This is a genomic window from Nocardia sp. JW2 (genome assembly GCF_051843015.1).
GTDB lineage: Bacteria > Actinomycetota > Actinomycetes > Mycobacteriales > Mycobacteriaceae > Nocardia > Nocardia coubleae.
The window spans coordinates 10,044-31,434 of sequence record NZ_JBPXLK010000032.1 but is presented as its reverse complement, the minus strand read 5'-3'; the positions used below and the strand labels follow the sequence as shown (position 1 = coordinate 31,434).

The following is a 21,391-nucleotide window of genomic DNA, read 5'->3' as shown; positions in this document are numbered from 1 at the left end:
CGGACCTATTCGGGGCGGGGGTCGTTGGCCATGGCGGCGATGAGGGAATTGGGGCGCATGTCGAGCCAGTGGGATTCGACGTAGTGCAGGCACGAGGTGCGGGGGGCGGCGCCGAAGGCAACGGTCCAGCCGCCGGGGACGGCGGCGAAGGTCGGCCAGAGGGAGTGTTCGCCTTCGGAGTTCACGAGGACGTAGAACTGGGCGCTGTCGTCGTCGAACGGGTTGGTCATGGGAGTGCCTTCCTGGTGGGGTTGTTAGTGCCGAGGCGGACCAGAGCGGCGGTGGTTCCGTCGATTTCCCAGCGGGCTCGTTCGCCGGTGCGGAACATGCGTTCGCCGGGGATGCCGAAGGGGTTGGCGACGAAGCGTTCGGCGGTGACGGTCGGGTCGTCGCGGTAGCCGCGGGCCAGTTGTGCGCCCGACAGGTACAGCTCGCCCGCGACGCCGGGGCTGGTCGGGCGCAGTCGTGCATCGAGCACGTAGACGCGGCGGTTCCATTCCCGAACCCGGACCGGCGGGGGTTCACCCAGGTCGGCGCGGGGTTGTTCGGGGTAGGTGAGGGTGACGGTCGCCTCGGCGCGACCGTAGTCGTGGTGCAAGTGCGCGGCGGAGACGGCGGCGAAGTCGCGGATCTGTGCGGCGGTGAGCGGGGCGCCGAGAACGACGGCGCTGCGCAGAGTCGGCACACCGTCGGCGGCGCCGGTGAGGTGCTCGGTGAATCCGGTGAGTCGCTGCGGGGTGAAGTCGGCGGCGGTGATGCCGTAGGTGGCGATCAGGTCTGCCAACCGGGCCGGATCAGGAGGTTCGGTGAGGACAACGGTGGCGCCGACACGCAACGGCAGCACATATCCGTGCCACTCGGTGGCCTGGTGCAGGTACACGTCGCGACCGGTGAGCCCGTGCCTGCTCTGCATGGCGGTGATCCGGTGCACCGCCGCCGCGTGACTCACGGTGACACCCTGCCCGGCGCCACGCGGATACAGCACGAAGGCGGGATGCTGCGGAAGTACGGGCGCGCGCCGCTCACCGGGCGTGATGGGTTCGTCGGGGTAGTCCGACAGCGTCACGTCGTCGATGACCACCCGCGGAATGTCGTACACCGCAGTGTGTTCACGCCCGGCCACGGTGACGATCAGCGCGGGACCGACGACCGGCGGCAGCACCCCGGCCTCGACCGGCACCACCGCGCCACCCGCCTTCAGCACGGCGTACACACCGACGACCAGCTCGATCGAGCACGGAATATCCACCAGTACCGGGCATTCCGGTCCGATGCCGAGCGCGGCCAGGTGTCGGGCGAGCTGATTGGTCCGCCGGTCGAGGTCGCCGTAGGTGATGATCGAACCGGAACCCGCCGCGTGGACGACGGCCGGATCGAAAGGCGTCGCGGCGGCCTGGGCTTCGAACTCGTCGAGCAGGAGTTCACCGGGCAGCCCGCCACGTGCCGGGACGACCGCGTACCGGTCGGCGCGATCGTCCACCCGCCCGACGTATTCGAGTTCGGCGGCCCACCCCTCCCCCGGCGGCCTGCGGCGCACCAGGTCGCCGGTGGCGAACATGCGGTCGTCGACGGGTCCGATGGGGTTGGCGAGGAAGGTCGCTGCGGTCGCCTGCCTGCCGAGGTAGCCGCGCGCCAATTGCACGCCGGAGATGTACAGTTCGCCCACTTCACCGTCGGCGACGGGTTCGAGATGTTCGTCGAGAACGAGCAGTTCCACGTCGTCGGCGGCGCACCCGAGTGGCACCACTTCGAGGTCGGCGCCGGTCACCTCGTGGGCGACGACCTCGCCCGCGGTTTCCGGTCTGCCGTACACCTGCCACAGGGTGGCGCCACTCACCGAACGCAGGGCCGCGGCGGTTCTCGCCGGGAGGGTCGCGCCTCGGGCCAGTACCACGCGTAGCGAGTCGAGTAGTTCCTCGGCATCGGGTAGCTCGGTCAGTTCCGCGAGCTGGACCGGGTCGAACGCGGCTGTGGTCACCCGGGTTTCGGCGATCGCCTCGGCGAGGGTGTCGCCGACCGGCAGGACGAGTGCCGCGCCCGATTGCAGGGCGAGCAGGAGTTCACCGATCGCGGCCTGGGAGCCGAGCGGTGCGTGCCACAGCACGGAATCGCCTGCCCCGATGCCGCACATCCGGTACCGCCAGACCGAATTGGCTTGTGCCGCACGGTGTCCGATGACGACGGCCGTCGAGGCGGTCGGGTCGACGACGAGGTAGGCGGGATTGTCGGCACCCGGACCGGGAAGAGCACGGGAACCTTCAGCAGGCGGGTTGTCCGCGCCTGTCAGCACCTGAACCGAAACACCGTGTTCGACAACAGCATCGGTTGTGGAGCCGGTATCGAGACCCGGGTCGGCGGACGCGGGAACGGTCCCGGTGAGCAGCAAGGTGGGCGCCGCCAGCGCAAGGGTGCGGGCACGCAGGTCGGCGGGTGCGTCGGGATCGAGCAGAACGAACGCCGCCCCCGAGGCGATCACGGCGTGCACGGCCACCACCAGTTCGGCGGAACGTGGCAGGCACACCGCGACCGTGGTCTCGGGTCCGGCACCGCGTTCCACCAGCACCGCCGCCAGCGCCTCGGCGCGGTCGGCGACCTCGGCGTAGGTGAGGGCGCGTTCGCCGTCGACGACAGCGAGCGCATCGGGGTCGTCGGCGACCTGGTCGATGAATGCGGCGAGCAGGGTCGCCGGGTCACGCCCGTCTTCGTTCGGGAGCTCACGCCCCAGCGTGTCGAACGGGACGGCGGCCGTGACCGAATTCGTGTGCGACATCAGAGTTGTCCTTCCGAGTCGTCAGCCGACCCCGCCCCGGCGATCACCGCGGCGGCATCGGTCACCAGTGTGTGCAAAGTGGTGGCTAGACCCGCCGCGCCGAGGGCGCCGAGCACACCGGGCACCAGCCCGGCCAGCGCGACGTTGATCAGCGCTTCGGGTTTCATCTTCGCGCCCATCGACCGGCTCACGGCGGTGAGCTTGGCGTCGAGCTCGGCGAAGGAGATGGCGTGCTCGCCGTGGACGAACGCCACGGTCGCCGGCGCCACACGGGCCGCCGAGCCGATCAGGCTCGGCAGGTCGGCGGTGGTCGGTGCGGTGGGTGCCTGCTCGGCGTCGGTGCGCACGTCGATGGCCCGAACCACCACGGCGGGATCGGCGGCGACGGCGGCGAGCACCTTGCGGAATCGCTCGGTGAGCACCCGGATGGTCTTCTCGTCGAAAAGGTCTGTGGCGTAACCGAAATGTATGTCGATGCCGTCGAGCTCGCCGTCGGAGTCGTAGCGCTGCACGGCGGTCAGGTGCAGGTCGAACTTGGCTTCGGTCAGGCCCGGGTCGAGCGGCTGCACCCGTAGGCCGGGTAGGTCGATGCTGCCCGGTGGCATGTTCTGGAAGGTGAGCATCACCTGGAACAGCGGCGTGTAGGCGCCCGATCTGGTGCGCCCGAGCGCGTCGACCACCTGCTCGAACGGGACATCGGCATGCGCGATGGCGGCCAGGTCGCGGCGGCGGGCCTGGGCGAGCAGGTCGGTGAACGGGGCACGGGAGTCGACCTCGGTGCGCAGCACGACGGTGTTGACGAACATGCCGACGAGATCGTCGAGTTCGCGCGCACCGCGACCGGCGACAGGGGCACCGACGGTGATATCGCTGCTGCCCGACTGCTTGGCGAGCAGCACGGCGAGGGCGCTGTGGACGACGGTGAACAAGGTGGTGTTGTTGCTGCGCGCCACCTCGTCGAGGCGGCGGGTCAGTGCCGAATCGACCGCGAATTCGACAGCCGCGCCGTGTGTCTCGCGTCGCGTGGATCGGGGGCGGTCGGTCGGGAGCGACAGTAGTTCCGGTGCGCCCGCGAGCTCCTGCGACCAGTACCGCAGCTGCTGGGACACCACACTGTCCGGGTCGGTCTCGTCACCGAGCATGGTGCGCTGCCAGACGCTGAAGTCGCTGTACTGGATTTCCAGTGGCGCCCAGCCTGGTTCGGTGCCCTGAGCACGGTCGACGTAAGCGCGCACCAGATCCCGGGTGAGCGGAGCGATCGAGTAACCGTCGCCACTGATGTGGTGGACGACGACGACCAGTACGTGCTCGTTCTCACCCAGTTTGTAGAGCGCCACGCGAACCGGCGGTGCGGCGGTGATGTCGAACGGCTGGGCGACCAGGGCGGCGATCCGGGCCTCGACGTCGTCGGCGGCGACCGGGATGGGCGTCAGGTCGACCGCCGACGACCACGCGGGCAGTACCTGCTGCACCGGTCCGTCCGGGGTGTCCGGGTACCGGGTGCGCAGGCTCTCGTGGCGGGCGAGCAGGTCGGCGATCGCGGCCTGCAGGGCCGCCAGGTCGAGCTCGCCGGTGAGGCGGATGGCGGCGGGGATGTGGTACGCCGACGACCGCGGGGACAGCTGGTGCAGCACCCACATGCGCTGCTGCGCGGGTGCGAGGACGGCGGGTCCGTCCTCGGTACGCCGAGTGAGCTGCGGGCGCGCGCCCGTGCGGTCGGCGGCGGCCAGCCGCTCGGCGAGGGCCGCGACGGTCGGTGCCTCGAAAACGGCCGCGACCGGCACCTGGGCGCCGAGTGCCGCACCGAGCCGGGCGGCGAGCCGGGTCGCCATCAGCGAGTTGCCGCCGAGTGCGAAGAAGTCGTCGTCCAGGCCTGCGCTCGGGCAGTCGATCACCTCGGTGAAGACCTGTGCGACAAGCTGTTCCAGCGCGGTGACCGGTGCGCGGAAGGCCGCCTCGGTGAAGGCCGGTTCGGGCAGCCGAGCTCGGTCGACCTTGCCGTTGGCATTGAGCGGCAGGCTGTCGAGCACCACCACGGCGGCGGGGACCATATAGGCGGGCAGGTGACCCGCGAGTTCGCCACGCAGGCGCGACGCGATGGTCTGCTCGTCGCCGGGTGTCGGGTCGGCAACCGCCGCGTAGGCGATCAGGCGGGTGCCCGCGCGGTCGTCGTCCTTGGCGATCGCGACCGCCGCACGCACATCGGTGCAGCGCAACAGGGCTGTTTCGACCTCACCGAGCTCGATCCGGAAGCCACCGATCTTGACCTGGAAGTCGGCGCGTTCCAGGTATTCGAGGGTGCCGTCGTCACGCCAGCGGACGATGTCGCCGGTGCGGTACATACGCGCCCCGGCCGGCTCGAAGGGGTTGGCGACGAAGCGATCGGCGGTCAGGGCGTAGCGGCCGTGGTAGCCGCGGGCCAGCTGGGCGCCGGCCAGATACAGCTCGCCCGCCACCCCGATCGGCACGGGGTTGAGCTGGGTATCCAGCACGTACACCGCGCTGTTCCACTCGGGCGAGCCGATCGGAACCACATGCGAAGGGCGCTGCGCGACTTCGTGTTCGGTGATCGAGACAGCGGCCTCGGTCGGCCCGTACAGGTTGTGCAGACGAGCCGAGGTGCCGGACGCCAGGAACTGGGTGGCGGTCGCGGCCGGCAGCGCTTCACCGATGGCGAGGACCGCGCGCAGCGACAGAGGCAGGGTCGTCGCGGTCGGGGCGTCGACATCGGCACCGGCGAGGAGCATGCCGATCAGCGATGGGACGGCGTGCAGCACTGTGACGCCGTAGCGGGTCATGATGTCGTGCAGGCGTTCCGGCTCGCGTTCGTCACCCGGGCGGGTGACGATCAGCGCCCCACCGCTGGTGAGGGGGGACCAGAATTCCCAGACGGACAGGTCGAAGGTGGCCGGTGTCTTCAGCAGGACACGGTCGGTGCCGGTCATGGTGAAACGGTCGTGCAGCCAGGCCAACTGGTTGACGACGGCCGCGTGCGGGACGGTGACACCTTTGGGCAGGCCGGTGGAGCCGGAGGTGAAGATGACGTACGCGGGGTGCTCCGGGCGCAGCCGGGTGATGCGCTCGGCATCGGTGATCGGCTCGTTCGTCACTTCCTCCAGCGCACGATGATCCAGCTCGAAGACGGGAACGTTCACCGTGACGGGCACACCGTCCGCAACGGTGGTGAGCACACACATCGGTGCGGCGGTCTCGATGATGTAGGCGATGCGGTCGGCCGGGTGGTCGGGGTCGATCGGCACGTACGCGCCACCGGCACGGACCACCGCATGCATGGCGATCACCAGGTCGAGCCCTCGGCGCATGGCGAGCACCACGGTGCGTTCCGGGCCCACACCTTCGGCGATGAGCAGGCGGGCGATGCGGTTCACCCGGGCGTCGAAGGTGCGGTAGTCCAGGGATTCCCCGGTATCGGCGTCGATCAGGGCGGTCGCGTCCGGGGTCCGCGCCGCTTGCCGGGCGCCGAGATCGGCGAGCGTGGCCGGGACGATGGGGTGGGCGGTGGCGTTCCATGTCTCGAGCACGCGAACGCGGTCGGCGCCGAGCAGGTCGAGGTCGCCGACGCGGGTTTCCGCTGCGGCGGTGACGGATTCGAGGATGCGGTGCAGCGACCGGGCGAACCGCTCGGCGGTGGTGTCGTCGAACAGGTCGGTCGCGTAGCCGAGCACCATGTCGATGCCCGAGGGCGACCCGTCGGCGGTGTAGTTGTCCAGGGCGAACAGGTGCAGATCGAATTGCGCGACGCCGGAATCGAATTCGATGTCGGTCACGGTGAGGCCGGGCAACTCCAGGTTTCCACGATCGTGGTTCTGGAAGGAGTAGCCGACCTGGAACAGCGGGTGCCGGGCGGTGGAGCGGGCCGGGTTGAGGACCTCGACCAGCCGCTCGAACGGCACATCGGCGTGGGCGAAGGCGGCGATGTCGGCGGTGCGGGCAGCGCTCAGCAGCTCGGTGAACGGTGCCGCGGGCGTCACCGGGGTGCGCAACACCAGGGTGTTGACGAACATGCCGATGACCTCGTCGAGTTCGGCCTCACCGCGACCGGCGGTCGGGGTACCGACGGCGATGTCGCCGGTGCCGGAGAGCCGCGCGAGCAGGGCGGCGAAGGCCGCGTGCACCACCATGAACAGGGTGGCGCCGTGTGCGCGGCCGAGCGCGGCGAGCCCGGCGTGCAGGTCGGCATCGACGGTGAAGGTCACCTTGTCGCCGCGCAGGCTCTGCCGGGGCGGGCGCGGACGATCGGTCGGCAGTGCCAGCTGATCCGGGAGGCCCGCGAGCTGTCGCTGCCAGAAGGCGAGTTGCTGGGCGGCAACCGATTCGGGGTCGCTGTCGTCGCCGAGGAGTTCACGCTGCCAGAGGGCGTAGTCGGCGAACTGGACGGCGGGCGGCGTCCAGCCGGGCGCGGTGTCGGCGAGCCGGGCAGTGTAGGCGCGCATCAGATCGGCGACGAACGGTGCGACCGATGAACCGTCGGCGGCGATGTGATGCAGGACCGCCGCCAGCACGAACTCGGATTCGCCGAGGCGGAAGAGCCGCAACCGGACCGGGATTTCGACGGTGACATCGAAGGTGGTTTCGGCCAGCTCCCGAACAGTTTGCGGCACAGACTCATCGGTGATGTCCACCGCGACCAGCGCCGGGATGGCTCCGGCCCGCGCAGGAGTCGAATCGACGGTCGCGGCTGCGACGTGATCGGCCGCCGGGGCGATGCGGGTCTCGATCGCTTCGAACGGCGCGGCGGCTGGGAGCCCGTCGGCGGGGGTGATCGCTTGCGCGGCGGGGACGATCGACTGGACGGGGGTGCCGTCGACCTCGGGGTAGATGGTGCGCAGGGATTCGTGCCGGGCGATCAGATCGGTAACAGCCGCTTGGAGTGCGGGGATGTTCAGGTCGCCGGTGAGGCGGAGGGCGAACGGGATGTTGTAGGCCACCGAGGAGCGGTCGAAGCGGTTGAGGAACCACATGCGCTGCTGGGCGGGTGAGAGCGGTAGGCGGTCGGGGCGTGCCCGCCCGACCAGCGCGGGACGGTCCACCTTCGCCTGGGCGTCCACGGCCGCGGCCAGGTCGACGACGCGCGGCGCCTCGAACAGGGTGCGCACCCCGACCCTGCGGTCGAGTGCCGCGCCGATACGGGCCACGGCCTTGGCGGCCAGCAGGGAGCTGCCGCCGAGGGCGAAGAAGTCGTCGTCCGCGCCGACCGGCTGGTCACCGGTGCCGAGTACCTCGGCGAAGACCGCGGCCACGATCTCCTCGGTGACGGTGGCGGGCTTGCGGTACACGGTGGCCTCGAAGACCGGCGCGGGCAACGCGGCCCGGTCGAGTTTGCCGTTGACCGTCAGCGGAATCCGCTCGACAGGCACGACCGCGGCCGGAAGCATGTGCTCGGGCAGTGTGCGCGACAGTTCCTGGCGCAGCGCAGCGGCATCGATGTGCGTCGTGCCCGGCACGAGGTAGGCCACGATCCTTGGCTCGTCGACGAGGTCCGTGCGCACCAGCACCGCGACTTCGCGGGGCGCCGCCGAGCTGTTCAGCAACGCCGCCTCGATCTCACCGAGTTCCACCCGGAAGCCGCGCAGGTTCACCTGCTGGTCGGCACGACCGAGGTACTCGAGGTCGGCGCCGTCACCGGTCGCCTTCCACCGGGCCAGGTCGCCGGACCGGTACGCGAGGGCACCGGGCGGGCCGTACGGATCGGCGACGAAGCGGCTCGCGGTCAGGCCGGGACGGTTCAGATAGCCGCGCGCCAATTGCGGACCGGATACGTAGATCTCGCCCGGCACGCCGGCCGGGACCGGGCGTAGCCGCGAATCGAGCACGCGCACAGTGAGTCCCGCGATGGCGCTGCCGATCACGCTGGCGGAGCCGGTGTCAGGGGTGATCTCGCGGTAGGACACATGCACGGTGGTCTCGGTGATGCCGTACATATTCACCAGTCGAGGCGCGTGCGGATGGCGGGCGAACCAAGCATCCAGTCGCTGCGGTTCCAGCGCTTCACCGCCGAAAATCACCGCGCGTAGCGCGAATTCGGCGGGAGCGCCCTCGGCCGAGCCACGCAGACCCTGCGCATTCGCCGTGGCGCGGTCTGCCCTGCCGCCCGCGGGAAGCGCATCCGGGTCGGCGTCCCCACTGACGGATTCAGCACCGGCGGGCGGGTCACACGGCCGGTCCGCATCGGTGGCGCATGCGACCCCATCGGCGGCGATGGCTGGGGTGTCCAGATCGGCGGCGATGAGCTGATAGAAGGCCGACGGGGTCTGGTTGAGGACAGTGACCTGTTCGCGGATCAGGAGTTCACGGAACTGCTCGGGTGAGCGGGAGGTGTAGTAGTCGACGAGGACGATCGAGCCGCCGTGCAGCAACGCGCCCCACAGTTCCCAGACCGAGAAGTCGAAGGCGTAGGAGTGGAACATCGTCCACACGTCCGACGGTCCGAACGCGAACTTCGCGGCCGTATTGTCCAGCAGTGCAAGCACGTTCGCGTGCGGCACCTGCACGCCCTTGGGGCGGCCGGTGGAACCGGAGGTGTAGATGACGTAGGCCGTGTGCGCGGGTGCGAGCGGGGCACGACGATCGGCGTCGGTGAGCGGTTCGGCGCCGAAGTCGGCCAGGTTGCCGCAGTTCGGGTCGATCACCGGCCCGCCGAACCAGTCGCGTGGCAGGCCGGTCTCCGCATTGGCGACGGCGCACAGCGGGCGGGCGTCGTCGAGGATGTACTCGATGCGGTCGGCGGGATAGTTCGGGTCGATCGGCAGGTAGCCGCCACCGGCCTTCAGCACCGCGAGCAGCGCGACGGTGAGTTCGACAGTGCGCGGAAGAGCCACGGCCACCAGCGTTTCCGGGCCGACACCTGCCGCGATGAGACGCCGGGCGAGGCGGCTGGACCAGGCATCGAGCTCGGCGTAGGTGAGCTGCCGTTCCCCTGCCTTCACCGCGACGGCCCGCGGATCGATGAGGGCGGCGCGGGCGAACCGGTCGACCACGGTGTCGCCGGTCTCGGCCACCGCTGCCTCGACGCTCGCCCAGTCGTGCAGGGTGCGCTGCTGTTCCTCGGCGCTGAGCAATTGGATGTCGCCGACGACGACGGTCGGGTCCGCGACGACAGCGGCCAGCACCTGGGTGAAGCGGCGGGCGAGGACAGCCACGCTGGATTCGTCGAACAGGTCGGTGGCATAGGCGATCTCGATCGCCATGCCGTCGGCGCGACCGTCGATGTCGTCGGATTCGCGCAGGGTGAACTGCAGGTCGAACTTCGCGACGGCGGCGTCGAAATCGACGGGGGCCGCGTGCAATCCGGCCGCGTCGAGTGCGGGAACGGTGAAGTTCTGCAGGACGAGAGCCACCTGGAACAGCGGGTGCCGGTTGCGGGCCCGTGCCGGGTCGACGGCCTCGACGACCTGCTCGAAGGGGACGTCGGCGTGGGAGAGGGCGTCGAGGTCGCCCGCGCGCACGGCATCGAGGGTGGTTTCGAATTCGGCGCGCGGGTCGACCTGGGTGCGCAGGACGAGGGTGTTGACGAACATGCCGATCAGGCCGTCGATGGCGGCCTCACCGCGGCCGGCGACCGGGGTGCCGATGGCGATGTCACCGCTGCCCGACAGCCGCGCCAGCAGCACCGCCAGCGCCGCGTGCACGGTGCTGAACAGGGTCGCCTCGTGCTTGCGCGCGAGTTCCCGCAGCTCACTGTGCAGATCGGAGTCGATCTGGAACCGGTGCACGCCGCCGCGGAAGCTCGAATCGGCCGGACGTGGCCGGTCGGTCGGCAGTTCCAGCTGTTCGGGCAGACCGGCGAGCGTGCGCTGCCAGAAGGCGAGCTGGGTGTGGGCGAGCGAGCCGGGGTGGGCGGGGTCGCCGAGGGCCTCGTCCTGCCAGAGGGCGTAGTCGGCGTACTGGACCGGCAGTGGCGACCAGGTGGGGGCGATGCCGTCGCGGCGGGCGGCGTAGGCGGTCATCAGGTCGGCGGCCAGCGGGCCGAGGGAGAAACCGTCGGCGGCGATGTGGTGGACGACGAGGACGAGGACGTGCGCGTCGTCCGTCGCGAACAGTGCCGCGCGGAACGGGATCTCGGTGGTCAGGTCGAAGCGCACCGCGGCACATGCCAGCAGGCGGCCGGGCAGTTCCCGCTCGGTGACCGGCTCGGGTGTCAGCGCGAGCGGGGCGGCGGCGGCGATCCGCTGCTCGGCGCCGTCAGGGCCCTCGGGGTAACTGGTCCGCAGGGTTTGGTGCCGGTCGATCACATCGGCGAGCGCCGCCTCGAGCGCGGCGATATCGAGGTCGCCGGTGAGGCGCAGGGCGACCGGGATGTTGTCGACGGCGTCGCCGGGACCGTCGGCGTCGGCGAGGAAGCGATTGAGGAACCACATGCGCCGCTGCGCGGGCGAGAGCGGAATATGTTGCGGGCGTGTGCGAGTCGTGAGCGCTACCCGGCCGCCGGTGCCACGCAGAGCCGCGCATCGTTCGGCCAGTGTGTGGACCGTCGGCGCGTCGAAGAGCAGACGCACGGGGACCTGGGTGTCGAGGGCGGCACCGAGCCGGGCGACGACCTGGGTGGCGGTGAGCGAATTGCCACCGAGGGCGAAGAAGTCGTCGTCGAGACCGACCTGCCGATCGGCCGGGAAGCCGAGCACGGCGGCGAAGGTGGCGGCGACGACCCGCTCCACCTCGGTCGACGGCGCACGGAATGCCGCGGCCTCGAAAACCGGTGCGGGCAGCGCCTTCCGGTCGAGCTTGCCGGAGGCGTTCAGGGGGAACTCGTCGAGCACCACGAACGCCGACGGGACCATGTAGGCCGGGAGGGTGCGAGCCAGCGTCGACTCGACGGCCTCGAGATCCGGGGCGCCCACGAGATAGCCGACCAGCACGTCGTCGCGGACCAGAACCGCAGCCTGGGCAACCTCGGGCACCCTCGACAGCGCTGCCTCGATCTCACCGAGTTCGATCCGGAGCCCGCGCAGCTTGACCTGGAAATCGGTGCGGCCCAGGTACTTCAGCTCGCCACGTGCACAGCGCACCGGCGCACTGTCCACGTCTCCTCCGACGCGGCTATCGGTGTCGTCCGAGGAATCAGCACCACTGGTGCGGGCGCCGATGTGCGACACACTCGCTGCCGGGTCGCTGTCGGCGAGGACCGTCCAGCTCACCAGATCGCCGGTGCGGTACATGCGCTCGCCGGGGGTGAACGGGTTGGCGACGAAGCGGTCGGCGGTGAGGTCGGGGCGACCCGCGTAGCCACGCGCCAACTGAATACCGGCCAGGTAGAGCTCACCGGGGACGCCGGGCGGGACCGGGCGCAGGCGGGCATCGAGGACGTAGACCTGGGTGTTGTGGACCGGGGCGCCGATCGGGACGGCGACCTCGTCGGCGTCGACGACCTCGTGGAAGGTCACGTCGACCGCGGCTTCGGTGGGACCGTACAAGTTGTGCACAGCCGTACCGGTGAGGCGGCGCAGCGCCTGGGCCGGGGCAGGTGCCAGCGCCTCACCCGAGGCGAACACCAGCCGCAGCGAGTCGCACCGGGCCGAGGCATCCGAGTGGGCATCGAGGTTTGTCGAGGGGGCAATGCCCGAAGCTGTCGCGGTCGGCGCGGTGAGGTCGGCACCCAAGGCCGCGACGAACACCGTGAGCATCGAAGGGACGAAGTGGGCGACGGTGACGGCTTCGCGGTCGATGAGGTCGGCGAGGTAGGCCGGGTCACGGTGACCGTCGGGGGCGGCCAGGAGGAGCCGGGCGCCGATCTGCAAGGGCCAGAAGAACTCCCACACCGAGACGTCGAAGGTGGCGGGTGTCTTCTGCAGGACGGTGTCTGCGGGGGTGAGGCGGTAGGCGTCCTGCATCCAGATCAGTCGGTTGACGATCGCGGCGTGCGAGACGACGACGCCCTTGGGCTTGCCGGTGGAGCCGGAGGTGAAGATCAGGTAGGCGGCATTGTCCGGGGTGAGGGTGGCGAGGCGATCGCCGTCGGTGACCGGATCGGCCGGGTAGTCGGTGGTGTCGACCTGATCCAGGTCGAGGACGACAGCGCGCTCGGCGCGGGCCAGGTCGAGGCCGTCCGCCTCGCGGGTGAGCACGCACACCGGGTCGGCGGCGTCGAGCACCTGCGCGAGGCGCTCGGCGGGGTGGTCGGGGTCGAGCGGCACGTACGCCCCGCCTGCGGTGAGCACCGCGTACATGGCGACCACCAGGTCGGTGCCGCGGCGCAGTCCGAGGGCAACCGTGCGGTCGGGGCGCACACCGATCGAGATGAGCAGGCGGGCGAGCCGATTCACCCGCTCGCCGAACTCGGCGTAGGTGAGGGACCGACCCTCGAATGTCACCGCGGTCGCACCCGGGGTGCGGGCGGCCTGTGCCTCGAACAGCGAGACCAGGTTCGCCCCCTCGATCACCGGGAACACGGTGTCGTTCCAGGTTTCGAGCAGCAGGGTGCGCTCCGCGGCACCGAGCAGGTCGATGTCGCCGATCACGACGTTGGGATCGGCGCTCACCGTATCCAGCACCCGTAGGAGGCGGGTGCTGAAATCTGTGATGGTCCGCGCGTCGAAGAGGTCCGTGGCGTACTCGAAGCGGGCGAGCAGGCCGTCGGAGGTTTCGCGCAGCGTCAATTGCAGGTCGAATTTGGCTGTGTGGGTGTCGATCTCGATTTCCGTCGCGGTGAGGCCCGCGAGTTCGAGTTCGGTCCGGGTGGTGTTCTGGAAGTCGAGCATCACCTGGAAGAGAGGGTGGCGGGCGGTCGAGCGTTGTGGGTCGACCACCTCCACGAGCCGGTCGAAGGTGACGTCGGCGTTGGCGAGTGCACGCAGGTCGGCGTCGCGGACGGTGCCGACGAGTTCGGTGAAGGTGGCATCCGACGGAATCCGGGTGCGCAGCACGAGCGTGTTGACGAACATGCCGACGAGCCGGTCGAGAGCCTGGTCACCGCGACCGGCCACGGGTGTGCCGACCGAAATATCGTCCTGGCCCGCGAGTTTCGCCAAGGTGGTGGCGAACGCGGCGTGCAGCACCATGAACAGCGATGCGTGGGAGTCGGTCGCCAGCGCGCGCAGGCGGTCGGTGATCGTCGCGGGAATCGAGAAGGCGTGGCGGGCTCCGCGACCCGATGCCACGGCCGGACGTGGGCGGTCGGTGGGGAGCGTCAGCAGGTCGGGCAGGTCCGCGAGTTCTGTTGTCCAGAAGTCGATCTGACGGGCCATCGGCGACGACGGGTCGTCCTCGGCGCCCAGCGCGTCCCGCTGCCAGATGGCGAAGTCGGCGTACTGCACGGGCAGCGCGGTCCACTCCGGATCGGTGCCCACGCGGTGGGCCGCGTAGGCGAGCATCACGTCGTGGGTGAGCGGCGCCACCGACCAGCCGTCGGCGGCGATGTGGTGCACCACGAGCACCAGGACGTGCTCGTCGGCGGCGGTACGCAGCAGGCGCAGGCGGACCGGCGGCTCCTGATCCACCGCGAACGGCACGGCGGCGAGTGCGCGGACGCGATCGTCGAGCGTCGCGGGATCGATGTCCTCGGGCTCGAGGGCGACGGAGAACCGATCGAGAACCTGCTGGAACGGGATACCGTCGACGGCCGGGTAGCGGGTGCGCAGCGCTTCGTGCCGGGCGATCACCGCGTCGACTGCCGCGGCCAGCGCGGCCTGGTCGAGATCACCGGTCAGACGGATGGCGGCGGCGATATTGTCGGCCACCGACTCCGCGTCGAACTGGTTGAGGAACCACATCCGCTGCTGCGCGTAGGACAGCGGAATTCGCTGCGGCCGTTCACCTGCGACGAGTGCGGGCATCGCGGCGGTCTTCTCGGCACCGGCCAGGCGGGCGGCGAGCGCGCTGACGGTCGGCGCTTCGAACAGCGTCCTCAACGGCACACCGGCACCGAGCGCGGCCCCGAGCCGGGACACGACCTGCGTGGCGACCAGGGAATTGCCGCCGAGGGCGAAGAAGTCGTCGTCCGCGCCGACCGGCTCCACGCCGAGCACGTCGCCGAACACCTGAGCCACCACGGTTTCGATACCAGGCGCGGGTGCGCGGAATGCCTTCGCGGCGAACACCGGCTCCGGCAACGCCCGCCGATCCAGCTTCCCGTTCGGGGTCAACGGCAACGCATCGAGCACCACGAACGCGGACGGCACCATGTGCGCCGCCAACCGACCACGCAGCGCTTCGGCGATCCTCTCCGGGAACGCTTCGGAGCCCTTGTCCGACGGTGTGGCCGGCACGAGGTAGGCGACGAGCTGGTCACCGCGATGGGCATCGCGGCGGACCATCACGACGGCCTGGCGAACCGAGGCGTCGGCGAGGACGGCGGATTCGATTTCGCCGAGTTCGATGCGGAAGCCGCGCAGTTTCACCTGGTCGTCGTTGCGGCCGACGTAGACGAGGGTGCCTTCGGGGGTCCAGCGGACCAGGTCACCGGTCCGGTACATGCGGGCGCCCTGCTCCCAGGGGCAGGCGACGAAGCGGGTGGCGGTGAGGGCGGCGCGGTCGCGGTAACCACGGGCGAGCTGGGCGCCCGCCACGTACAGCTCACCGGTGACGCCCGCGGGCACCGGGCGGAGCCTGCTGTCGAGCACCCACTGGGCGATGCCGCGCAGCGGAGTGCCGAGGGTGAGCGGGGTGTCGGCGGTGAGGGGTGCGCTGATGTTGGTGGCGACGGTGGTCTCGGACGGGCCGTAGGCGTTGACGAACACGCGGCCCACCGGGCCCTCGGTCCAGCGGGCGACCAGCTCGGGCGGGCACGCCTCGCCACCGACCATCACCATCCGCAGGTGCTCGAGCCGGGCGGGATCGAGCACGGCCAGCGCCGACGGCGTCATGAGCGCGTGTGTGACCCGCTGCTCCGAAAGCAGTTGCGCCAGTTCGTCACCGACGTGCCGCCCGGGCACGGCGAGCACCAGGGTGGCGGCCGAGTTCACCGCGAGCAGGAACTCCATCACCGAGATGTCGAACGACGGTGAACCCACCTGCAGCACCCGCGCGTCCGGCGAACCGACCATGCGATCGGTCTCCTCGGCGGCGAATCCGGCGATCCCGGCCTGGGTCACCAGCACGCCCTTGGGCAGACCGGTGGAACCGGAGGTGTAGATGACATAGGCGAGGTGCTCGCCCCGCAGCGGACGCACCCGGTCGAGGTCGGTGACGGGTTCGCTGGAACGCGAGGCGCATTCGGCCATCAGCTTGAGCTCGTCGAGCGCCAGCCATTCGATCGAGGTGGGCAGTGCGGCGGCCGACCCGTCGACGGTCAGGCCGAGGCGGGCACCGGAATCGGTGACCATGTGGTTGATCCGGTCCAGCGGGTAGCTGGGGTCGACGGGCAGCCACGCCGCACCCGCCTTCGCGACCGCCCACACGGCGAGCACCGATTCGATGGAACGCGGAATGCCGACGGCGACGACGTCGTCCGGTCCGACACCGGCATCGATGAGCACCCGGGCCAGTCGCGACGAGGCCCGCTCGAGCTCCCGGTAGGTGAGGCTGCGGTCGCCGTCGGTGACGGCCTCGCGTTCCGGGTCGGCCGCGACGGCGGTGGCGAGCAGGTCGGGCAGCAGACCGGTGGCGGTGACGGGTGCGCCACGCATGCCGGTGAGCCGGGCCTGTTCTTCCACCGACAGCAGCGGCAGGTCGCCCACGGCGGTTTCCGGTGCGGCCGAGGCGGCGGCGAGCAGACGCACGAAGCGCGCACCGAGGTCACGGATATCGGTTTCATCGAACAGATCGGTGGCGTACAGGACGACGGCCTCGATGCCGTCGGCTTCGCCGGTGGTGGAACGCTTTTCGCCGAGGGTGATCTGCAGATCGAACTTGGTGATGTCGAGTTCGATCTCGTGCACGGTGACCGGCGAGCCCGCCAGCTCGAAGGTGGTGTCGAGCACCGCCTGGAAGTTCAGTGCCACCTGGAACAGCGGGTGGCGTGACTGCGAGCGCGCCGGGTTCACCACATCGACGAGCCGGTCGAACGGCACTGTGGTGTGCGCGAACGCGGCCAGGTCGGTCTCGCGCGTGTGCTCGAGGGCGGCCGCGAAACTGGCGGCCGGGTCGACCTCGGTGCGCAGCACGAGCGTGTTGACGAACATGCCGATCAGGTCGTCGATGGCCCGGTCGCCACGTCCGGCGACACCGGTGCCGACGGCTATGTCGGTGGTGCCCGACAGGCGGGCGAGCAGCACGGCCAGCGCGGTGTGCAACACCATGAACAGTGAGGCACCCGCCTGCTGAGCCAGGTCGGCGAGTTGGCGGTGCAGCCCGGGGTCGATGGTGAAGCTCACCCGCGCACCGCGCATGCTCGGCTCCACCGGACGCGGCCGCGCCGACGGCAGTTCGAGCTGATCGGGCAGTCCCGCCAGAGCCCTTTCCCAGAAGGCGATTTCGCGTGCGGCCAGCGAGTTCGGGTCGCTCTCGGCGCCGAGGAGTTCACGCTGCCACAGGGTGTAGTCGGCGTACTGCACGGTCAGCGGCGACCAGTCGGGGTCGACGCCGTCGGTGGCGGCGCGGTAGGCGGTGAGCACATCGCGGACGAGCACCTGCAGCGAAACACCGTCCGCCGCGATGTGATGCAACACGACGGCGAGCACGCATTCACCGCCACCCGCACCGACCGCGGCGCCGTTTTCGTGACGGGCTTCGGGGCCGAGCTCGTCGGAGTCCGTGTGCGGTTCGCCTCGCGCGGCGGTGTCGGCCACCACGAACACCCGCGCGCGGAACGGCGCCTCGCGCTCCAAATCGAAACCCGTGGAGGCGAATCGGGTGAGCTCGGCATCCAGTTCGGCGGCGGCCACCTCGGTCGGCGCACCGATACGCACCAGCCCGGCCGGGCACACCACCTGCTCGGCCACCTCGCCCCCCGTGGCGACAGCCGGGAAGATGGTGCGCAGGGCCTCGTGCCGGTCCACCACGGACTCGAGCGCGCTCAGCAGCGCGGGGAGATCCGCAGTGCCGCGCACACGCACCACGAAGGGCATGTTGTAGCCGGGCGCGGCCGGGTCGAATCGATTCAGGAACCAGATGCGTTGCTGTGCGGGGGAAAGCGGAATCGTCGACGGGCGCGGTCGTGCGGCGAGCACCGGCAGCTGGGCGCTCACACCGGCGTCGGCGCGCTCGGCGATCACCGCGGCCAGCCGCGCCACCGTAGTGGCGCCGAACAGGTCGCGCACCGTCAGACCGCAGCCGAGATCGGCGCCGAGGCGCGCCGCGACCTGGGTGGCGACGAGGCTGTGGCCACCCAGGGCGAAGAAGTCGTCGTCACGGCCGATCCGCTCGAGGCCGAGCACCTCACCGAACACCCGCGCCACCGTCTCCTCCACCGGCCCGGCGGGCTCGGTGTAGGCGACGACGGTGCGAGCGGGAGCGGGCAGGGCCCTGCGGTCGAGCTTGCCCGAAGCGTTCACCGGCAGCTCGTCGAGCAGCACGAACGCGGCGGGAACCATGTAGGCGGGTAGGGCGCGCAGGGCGGCCGCACGCAGCGCGTCGACGGTGACGGCACCGGCCTCGGCCACCACATACGCGACAAGTTGTTCGCCGACACCCGCGTCGTCACGAACGACGACAACCGTGCGCGCGGCGCCCTCGACGCCGTCGAGGATCGCTTCGATCTCACCGAGTTCGATGCGCAGGCCACGCAACTTCACCTGGAAGTCGGTGCGGCCCAGGTATTCCAGTTCACCGTTGGTCGTCCAGCGCACGAGGTCGCCGGTGCGGTACATGCGTTCGCCCGCCGCAGCCGGGTCGGCCACGAACCGGCCCGCGGTGAGCTCGGGGCGGCCGACATAACCCCGGGCGAGCTGTACCCCCGACAGATACAGCTCACCCGGAGCCCCGACCGGAACCGGCCGCAGCCGCGAGTCGAGAACATGGAGCCGGGTATTGAACACCGGCGCGCCGATCGGCACCGTCACCCGGTCGGCGTCGGTCACCTCGTGGAAGGTGACGTCGACGGCGGCCTCGGTGGGACCGTAGAGATTATGCAGCCGGGCCCCGGTGAGCAACCGCAACCGCTGCGCCAGCGGGGCGGGCAGCGCCTCGCCCGAGGCGAAAACCAGTCGCAGCGAGCCACGTTCGGCGATCTCCTGCTGGGCGAGGAAGGCCTCGAGCATCGACGGCACGAAATGCGCGACGGTGACCCCGTATTCGGCGATCACCCGGCGCAGGTAGGCGGGATCGCGGTGCCCGTCCGGCTCGGCGAGCAGCAGTGTGGCACCGATCTGCAAGGGCCAGAAGAACTCCCACACCGACACGTCGAAGGTCGTCGGCGTCTTCTGCAGCACCGTGTCCACGCCGTGCAGGCGGTAGCTGTGCTGCATCCACACCAGCCGGTTCACGATCGCGGCGTGCTCGACGGCCACGCCCTTGGGCAGACCGGTGGAGCCGGAGGTGAAGATGACGTAGGCCGGATGCTCCGGTCGCAGCGGGGCCGTGCGGTCGGCATCGGTGAGCGGCTCGTCGGCGTACCAGCTCAGGTCGATATCGTCGACCGCGAGTACCGGCACGTCCGTGTCGAGGGACGCCTCTCGCGTGGTGGTGAGAACCGCGGCGGGCGAGGCGGTTTCGAGAATATGGGCGATGCGATCGGCCGGGTGGTCCGGATCGATCGGTACGTACGCCGCACCGGCGGCGAGCACCGCGTACATGGCGATCACCAGGTCGGTGGAACGCCGAATACTCAGCGCCACCAGGGATTCCGGGCCGATGCCCTCCGCCCGCAGTCGACGCGCCAGCCGAGCGACCCGCTGCGACAGTTCGCGATAGGTGAGCACCTCACCGGAACCGGCCATCCGGACGGCGACGGAATCGGGCGTCCGCAGAACCTGCGCCTCGAACATCGCGGGCAGCGTCGCCGACGCCACCGCGCGCTCATCGAGCGCCGCCGTCACATCGAAGCCGGTGGCATTCCAGATCTTGGTGCTGACCTCGAGTTCCAGCTCGGTGGCCACCTCGACGGCGCCGACCGGGGTATCCAGGTCGACAGCCGTCAGCCGCTCCAGAAAGCGCAGGAAGCGGCAGTGATGCCGGGCCAGCGAATCGGCGTCGTAGAGGTTGGGGTTCGCCTCGAAATCGACATGCACCCGGTCGTGATCGCCGTAGTACACATTCAGGCTCAGATCCTCGATCGGACCCGTCGACAGCACCCGGTAGCGCCCGGTGGTGTTGCCGAGCAGCAGGCTGGTGCGGAACAGCATGAAGTTCGCGAGCGGACCGAACAGCGCGCGCCGGGCCGGGCGACCGTCGTCCTCGGCGTCGCGGCGGATGTCCTCGGCGCGGTAGCGCTGATGGCGCAGCGCACCGGCCACCTCCACCCGGGCCGCGCGCAGCAGCTCACCCCAGGTGGTGCTCGCCCCGGCCGCGCCGGTCGGCAGGCGCAGCGGAACGATATTGGACAGCATGCCCGCCGAGCGCCGCATGACAGCGGTGGTCCGAGCCGTAACAGGCAGGCTCAGCACCGCGTGCGGCCGGTCGGTGAGCCGGCCGAGGTAGGCGGCGAACGCGGCGAGCAGCACCGCCGACAGTGTCGAATCATCGCTGGCGGCAATGGTTTCCAGGCGCTGCACCAGTTTGTCGGTGAGTCTGCCGCCGGTGACCAGGTTGATCGCCGAGCGCGGCGCGGTGCGCGGGTCGAGCGCGGTCGGGCTGTCCAGGCCCGCGATGCGCTCGGCCCAGTGCTCACGATCGGCGGCGAAACGGGTGCTCTCGCGGTAGCGCTGTTCGCCCTCGACGAGTTCGGCCAGGTCACCCGGCACCACCCGCGACGGCTCGAAGTCGAGCACCCGGGCGGTGTAGAGCTCCGCGATGCGCTGCGACAGGGTGAACGCGCCGTACCCGTCGAGCACGATGTGGTGTCCGCGCAGGTACCAGAACCAGCGCTCCGCACCCACCCGCAGCACCGCGCCCGCGACGAGGCGGTCGGTGAGCAGGTCGAGCGGGGCGCCGAATTCCGCGCGCATCCATTCCTTGGCCGCGGCGACGGGGTCGTCGTGGTGGCGCAGATCGATCAGCGGGAGCTCGTTCTCGATCGGGAGCGAGTGGTCGACCACCTGATACGGAACACCGTCGCGCTCACCGATGCGCACCAGCGGCGAACCGTAGGTGTGTGCCGCCTCGGCCGTAACCGCTTGCAGCACATCGGGATCCAGCTCACCGGTGATGTCCACGTACTGGGCGATGGTGATCGGCACGTCGGGGTCGAGCAGCTGCGCGTACCAGACCCCCAGCTGAGCTGGGGTCAGCGGAAACGGTGCCGACGCACCCTCCGCTTCCTGCGGTCGCGCGCTGAACCCACCCAACTCCGTACCGTGCACCAGAGCCTCCTCGTATCGCGAAAAAACAGCAGTCCGAACGTTTTCGGGCAGCACGAAGACACCTGAGGTACCTCGTGGTCGCCGATGGGTCCGGCCAAGAGCGCGATGGGCACAACGCCACATCCGCGCAGATCCCCGACAGATCATGTGGACGAGAGCGGCGATCCTCCTCGGACCGCCTGCGGCGGCGGACAGATCGTCGGCCGCGGTTGGTCTAGCTGTTGATCGTTCCTCCAATGTCGCCTACATCACATGGCGCCTGTCCATGCAGTGCCGACACTAGGCGTTCAGTTAATAAAAAGGAACTTATTCCGATAAAAAAGTCAGACGG

The 21,391-nt window shown here is 70.2% G+C and carries 3 protein-coding genes; all 3 read right to left on the bottom strand.

Features of this window, described 5'->3' with window-relative positions; all coding sequences use genetic code 11:
* Nucleotides 1-5: 5 nt before the first annotated feature.
* Genes ACSVDM_RS28075 through ACSVDM_RS28065 form a run of 3 tightly spaced genes read right to left on the bottom strand, consistent with a single transcriptional unit; the run spans nucleotide 6 to nucleotide 21,060 of the window.
* Nucleotides 6-230 (bottom strand): MbtH family protein, encoded by a 225-nt coding sequence (locus tag ACSVDM_RS28075; RefSeq protein ID WP_439268788.1) that lies wholly within the window; start codon nucleotides 228-230, stop codon nucleotides 6-8.
* On the bottom strand, nucleotides 227-2,770 hold the full coding sequence (locus tag ACSVDM_RS28070) for an AMP-binding protein (protein WP_439268787.1): 2,544 nt from the start codon (nucleotides 2,768-2,770) through the stop codon (nucleotides 227-229). Before ACSVDM_RS28070 ends, ACSVDM_RS28075 begins: the two co-directional genes overlap by 4 nt.
* The gene (locus ACSVDM_RS28065; RefSeq protein WP_439268786.1) at nucleotides 2,770-21,060 is read right to left on the bottom strand and encodes a non-ribosomal peptide synthase/polyketide synthase; all 18,291 of its coding nucleotides are present in this window, start codon (nucleotides 21,058-21,060) and stop codon (nucleotides 2,770-2,772) included. The genes ACSVDM_RS28070 and ACSVDM_RS28065 overlap by 1 nt, the downstream gene beginning before the upstream one ends.
* Between the last annotated feature and the right edge of the window lie 331 nt (nucleotides 21,061-21,391).

Coding starts and splice junctions, on each gene's coding strand:
- ACSVDM_RS28070 (WP_439268787.1), bottom strand. CDS start 2,770: ATGTCGCACACGAATTCGGTCACGGCCGCCGTCCCGTTCGACACGCTG.
- ACSVDM_RS28075 (WP_439268788.1), bottom strand. CDS start 230: ATGACCAACCCGTTCGACGACGACAGCGCCCAGTTCTACGTCCTCGTG.